The organism is Nakamurella sp. (assembly GCF_048594475.1).
In the GTDB taxonomy this organism is placed as follows: Bacteria; Actinomycetota; Actinomycetes; order Mycobacteriales; family Nakamurellaceae; genus Nakamurella.
The window spans coordinates 1-4,148 of the sequence record NZ_JBMDXT010000433.1; the positions used below are offsets into that span (position 1 = coordinate 1).

The following is a 4,148-nucleotide window of genomic DNA, read 5'->3' on the forward strand; positions in this document are numbered from 1 at the left end:
ACCACCGCGACCCTCATGCCGGCCCCCGTCGGCCCGGGGGCACCGGCCGCGCGGGCGCGTCCGGGCGCGACCACCCGCCGGTCCGGTCCAGCCACTGCTCGAACGTCTCGCTTCCCCGCGGTCCGGGCCCGGCGGGCACCAGTGCGCCGTCCGCGGCGGCCCGGCCGGCCGCGCCCACCGCGGGCAGCGGCAGCACCGCGCGGCGGACGCCCCGCGCTCGGACGACCGCTCGCACCAGGTCGACCATCCTCCGGTCCTGCGGCCCGCCCATCTCCGGAGCGCGGCCCTGCGCCGGCCCGGCGGCCAGCTCCAGCAGGTGCCCGGCGACCTCGCGCGCGGCGACCGGCCGGCTCGTCATGTTCGGCACGACCGCCAGCGGGCCGGGCAACAGGTCGAGGAGCTGACCCGCGAACTCGTGGAACTGCGTCGCCCGCAGGATCGTCCACGGAACCTCACCACGGGTGACCACCTCTTCCTGCCGCAGCTTGCCGGCGTAGTACCCGGTGTCGACCCGATCGATGCCGACGATCGACAACGTCACGTGGTGCCGGACGCCGGCGTGCCGCTCGGCACGCAGCAGGGTGTCGGTGGCGGTGCCGAAGAATTCCACCGCCCGGCGGCGCCGTTGGGTGCCGATGTTGACGACGTCGATCACGGCGTCGACGCCGTCCAGCGCCTCCGCCAGCCCGGCGCCGGTCGTCAGGTCCACGCCGGTCGACCGGGCCAGCACGACCGGTTCGAGGCCGGCGGCGCGGGCCGCCGGCACCACGAGCCGTCCGATCAGGCCGGTTCCACCGGCGACGGCAAGTCGGTTGTTCATGTCAGCTCCCGAACGTTCAGTGGTCCTCGTCGGGCATGGGACACCGGCCGGCCGGTCACTGTGACACCGGCCGCAGGACACGGGGATCCGGGCGCTCGGACCCCGCGACACCCAGCGAGCGCAGCGTGTCCCGGACGCCCTGCGCGTACGGCGTCGGGTCGAGGTCGAACGCGGCGGCCGCGGCCGTCCCATCGACGACGAAGGGCTGCTCGAACTGGTACAGCAGGTCGGCCGCCTGCCGGGCCAGCGGGACCACCGTGCCCAGCAGCCGGAGCTGCCGGCCGGTGATCGCGGTGACCGCGGGCCGCCGGCCGGCCAGGCCGGCGGCCAGCGCGACCAGCTCGCGTCCGGTGACGGCGCCGGGGTGCGGCACGTGCCAGACCCGGCCGGCGGATCGGTCGAACCGGCCGGCCGCAGCGATCGTCCGGGCGAAGTCGTCGACGTAGGTCGGGGTGATCGGCAGGTCGGGGCGGCCGAACCAGTGGGCGGTCCGGCCGCGCGCGACCGCGCCGAAGACGTTCCCGGCGATCATCGAGCGGACGCCGGGCCCGTACAGCTCACCGGCGCGGACGACGGACAACCGGATGCGACCCGCCGCCGCGGCGTGCTCGAGCCGCTGCGCCAGCCAGGCGCGCAGCACGCCGGCCGCGCTCACCGGCCGGTACGGCAGGTCGGGCGTCATCGGGCCGGCGACCCGGCCGTACATCCAGGTGTCGTCCGCGTAGACCACGCGGGCGCCGGTCGCCTCGCCCGCCCCGATGACCGCATCGGTCAGCGGGGGGAAGTCGCGGCGCCACCGGGGCAGCGGCGGCATCGCGCAGTGGTGCAGGGCGGCGGCCCCGGCCGCGGCGGCGGCCAGCGCCACCGGGTCGGCGGCGTCGGCCGCGACCGGCTCCGCGCCGCCCTCGCCCACCGCACGGCCGTCCCGGGTGACCGCCCTGACCCGGCACCCGGCCGCCAGCAGGTGCCGGACCACCAGCCGGCCGGTGACCCCGGCCGCCCCGACCACGACGTGCACTTCCCGCTCGGCCATCCCCGCACCGGACCCTTCCGCTACATCTGTAGCACTACATCTGTCGCGGGTTACGCTACACCTGTCGCGACCGTCGTCAAGAAGGAATTCCGATGCCCGTCACCACCGACCGCCCGGTCCTGCTGGCCGACGCCGCCATCGGGCTGATCGCCGGCCGCGGCATGCGGTCGCTGACCCATCGCGCGGTTGACGCCGCCGCCGGGGTCCCCACCGGGACGACCTCGTACCACTTCCGGACGCGACGCGACCTGCTCCGGGGCGTCCTGGTGCGCATCGCGCAGATCAATGCCGACCGTCTCGCGCGGCTGCCCGGCCCGCCGACGGACGCGGCCGGCGCACCGGCCACCGGGGCCGGCCGGCTGGCCGAGGCCGACCGGCTGGCCGACCGGATCGCGGTGTTCGTCGACGGGCAGCTGGCCGAGCACCGGGCCCGCACGCTGGCCCGGATGGCCTGCGAGATCGAGGTCGCCTCGGACCCGGACCTGCGCGAGATCCTGCACGCCGGCGGCATCTTCCGGGCGATGGCGATCGGCGCGGTCACCCGGCTCGGCGCGGCCGACCCGCCGCGCGCCGCCGACGGGCTGATCGCACTGCTCGACGGCCTGCAGTACGACCGGCTGGTCGGGGTCGGCTCGCTGACCGCCGCCCCGGCCGGCACCGACGGCTCGCGGGACGAGATCAGCGCGGTGGTGCGGACGTACCTGACCGGCCTCGTCCGGCCGAGCTGACCCGCGGACGCCACCGCCCGACCAGCACGACGGCCAGGGCCAGCGTCGCCAGGTCGCCGCCGTAGTACATCAGCTCGGCCGCCCCGCGACGCTGCCCCGCCGGCACCGGGAGGTCGGTGAACTGGCCGGCGTAGAGCATCTGCGACAGGATCGCGTGCCCGGCGACGGCCACGCCGAGCACGACCAGGCGGGCCGGGACCGATGGCCGGTGCGGCGCGGGATCGGGACCGGCGACGACCCAGGCGAACAGGTAGCCGGCCAGCAGGAAATGAAGGTGGACCGCGGCATGCACGGTCCCGTCCGCCGCGGCGACCCGGTAGAGCGCGCTGAAGTAGAGCACGGCCGGACCGCCCAGCGTGAGCGCCAGCGCGGTCACCGGGTGGGTCAGCAGCCGGACCGGGCGGCGGTGCAGCAGACGCCCGAGCCGGCGGCCCCCGGCCGCCGGCAGCGTGCGGAGGAGCAGCGTCATGGGCGCGGCGAGCACCAGCAGCGTCGGGGCCACCATGCCGACGGTCAGGTGCTGCAGCATGTGCCCGCGGAAGTCCCCGACCGGGAACGGGCCCACCGGCCGGAGCACGGCCGCGGCGAGCAGGCCGACTCCCGCCAGCAGGCAGCCGACCCGGGCGGCCGGCCAGCCGAGGGCCTCCCGGCGCCGGCGGACGGCCAGCACGAGATAGCCCGCGGCGCCGCCGGCCAGCACCACCAGCGGCAGCGCGGTACCGATCATCCCGACGGATCCCGCCGGCGACCCGTGGGCCAGCGACCCGACCGGGGATCCGCCGGTCACCGGCCCGTCCGGTCGCCGGCGCACAGATCCAGTGGCGCGGCGGTCCGGTGCAGCAGCCATCCGCCGGCGACCAGCAGTGCACCCAGACCGAGGAAGCCGACGTCCCAGGCGGTCTGGTGCTCGCCGCTGCGGACGTGGTGGATGCCCAGCAGGTGATGGTCGATGACCCCCTCGACCAGGTTGAACAGGCCCCAGCCGGCCACGATGCAGCCCCACAGGGCGCGCGAGGTCCAGATCCGGCCCCGGGACCCGGTGATGCGGGCGTACAGCAGGGCCAGACCGAGCAGGATCGAGAGCCAGGTGACGACGTGGAAGAGCCCGTCCCACAGGGTGTTCATCTGCAGCCCGTGGACCGTATCCACCGGGTAGGGCGCGATCCCGACGGAGTCGCTGCCGGTGCTGCTGAGCATGTGGTGCCACTGCAGGATCTGGTGCAGCAGGATCCCGTCGACGAACCCGCCCAGCCCCACACCGAGAACGATGCCGGGAAGGACGATCCCGCGCCGCGTGGCGGCGGGCGTGGGCCGGGCGGAGGTCTTGGCCATCGGGAGTTCTCCTGTCCGATCGGAAATGTCGATCAGGAGAAGTACCCGGTTGGCGCTACTTCTTGGCGTCCTTGCCGGCGGCCGGCGAGGAATCGGTGGACAGCGCGGCGATGAAGGCCTCCTGGGGCACCTCGACCCGGCCGACCATCTTCATCCGCTTCTTGCCCTCCTTCTGCTTCTCCAGCAGCTTGCGCTTGCGGGTGATGTCGCCGCCGTAGCACTTGGCCAGCACGTC

General features: G+C 75.4%; 6 protein-coding genes. 1 reads left to right on the forward strand and 5 read right to left on the reverse strand.

Features of this window, described 5'->3' with window-relative positions; all coding sequences use genetic code 11:
* Positions 1 to 13: 13 nt before the first annotated feature.
* On the reverse strand, positions 14 to 820 hold the full coding sequence (locus ACOJUF_RS19685; protein ID WP_420123515.1) for an SDR family oxidoreductase: 807 nt from the start codon (positions 818 to 820) through the stop codon (positions 14 to 16).
* 55 nt (positions 821 to 875) lie between these two features.
* Positions 876 to 1,853, reverse strand: coding sequence for an NAD-dependent epimerase/dehydratase family protein (locus tag ACOJUF_RS19690; RefSeq protein ID WP_420123516.1), 978 nt, complete (start codon positions 1,851 to 1,853; stop codon positions 876 to 878).
* 92 nt (positions 1,854 to 1,945) lie between these two features.
* Between ACOJUF_RS19690 and ACOJUF_RS19695 the strand changes: the two genes are divergently transcribed.
* Positions 1,946 to 2,581: a TetR/AcrR family transcriptional regulator gene (locus ACOJUF_RS19695; protein ID WP_420123517.1), complete on the forward strand. Its 636-nt coding sequence runs from the start codon at positions 1,946 to 1,948 to the stop codon at positions 2,579 to 2,581.
* On the opposite strand, the gene ACOJUF_RS19700 is transcribed toward ACOJUF_RS19695, so the two are convergent.
* From ACOJUF_RS19700 to ACOJUF_RS19710, 3 genes are all read right to left on the reverse strand, one after another.
* On the reverse strand, positions 2,532 to 3,368 hold the full coding sequence (locus ACOJUF_RS19700) for a cytochrome c oxidase assembly protein (RefSeq protein ID WP_420123518.1): 837 nt from the start codon (positions 3,366 to 3,368) through the stop codon (positions 2,532 to 2,534). The genes ACOJUF_RS19695 and ACOJUF_RS19700 overlap by 50 nt on opposite strands.
* Positions 3,365 to 3,913, reverse strand: a complete 549-nt coding sequence (locus ACOJUF_RS19705; protein WP_420123519.1) for a DUF2243 domain-containing protein — start codon at positions 3,911 to 3,913, stop codon at positions 3,365 to 3,367. Before ACOJUF_RS19705 ends, ACOJUF_RS19700 begins: the two co-directional genes overlap by 4 nt.
* Positions 3,914 to 3,968: 55 nt before the next feature.
* A partial coding sequence (locus ACOJUF_RS19710) for a hypothetical protein (RefSeq protein WP_420123520.1) occupies positions 3,969 to 4,148 on the reverse strand: 180 nt, incomplete at its 5' end.

What these genes read in the sequence shown, in the direction of transcription:
- ACOJUF_RS19685 (WP_420123515.1), bottom strand. Translation starts at nt 820, where the DNA reads ATGAACAACCGACTTGCCGTCGCCGGTGGAACCGGCCTGATCGGACGG.
- ACOJUF_RS19690 (WP_420123516.1), bottom strand. Translation starts at nt 1,853, where the DNA reads ATGGCCGAGCGGGAAGTGCACGTCGTGGTCGGGGCGGCCGGGGTCACC.
- ACOJUF_RS19695 (WP_420123517.1), top strand. Translation starts at nt 1,946, where the DNA reads ATGCCCGTCACCACCGACCGCCCGGTCCTGCTGGCCGACGCCGCCATC.
- ACOJUF_RS19705 (WP_420123519.1), bottom strand. Translation starts at nt 3,913, where the DNA reads ATGGCCAAGACCTCCGCCCGGCCCACGCCCGCCGCCACGCGGCGCGGG.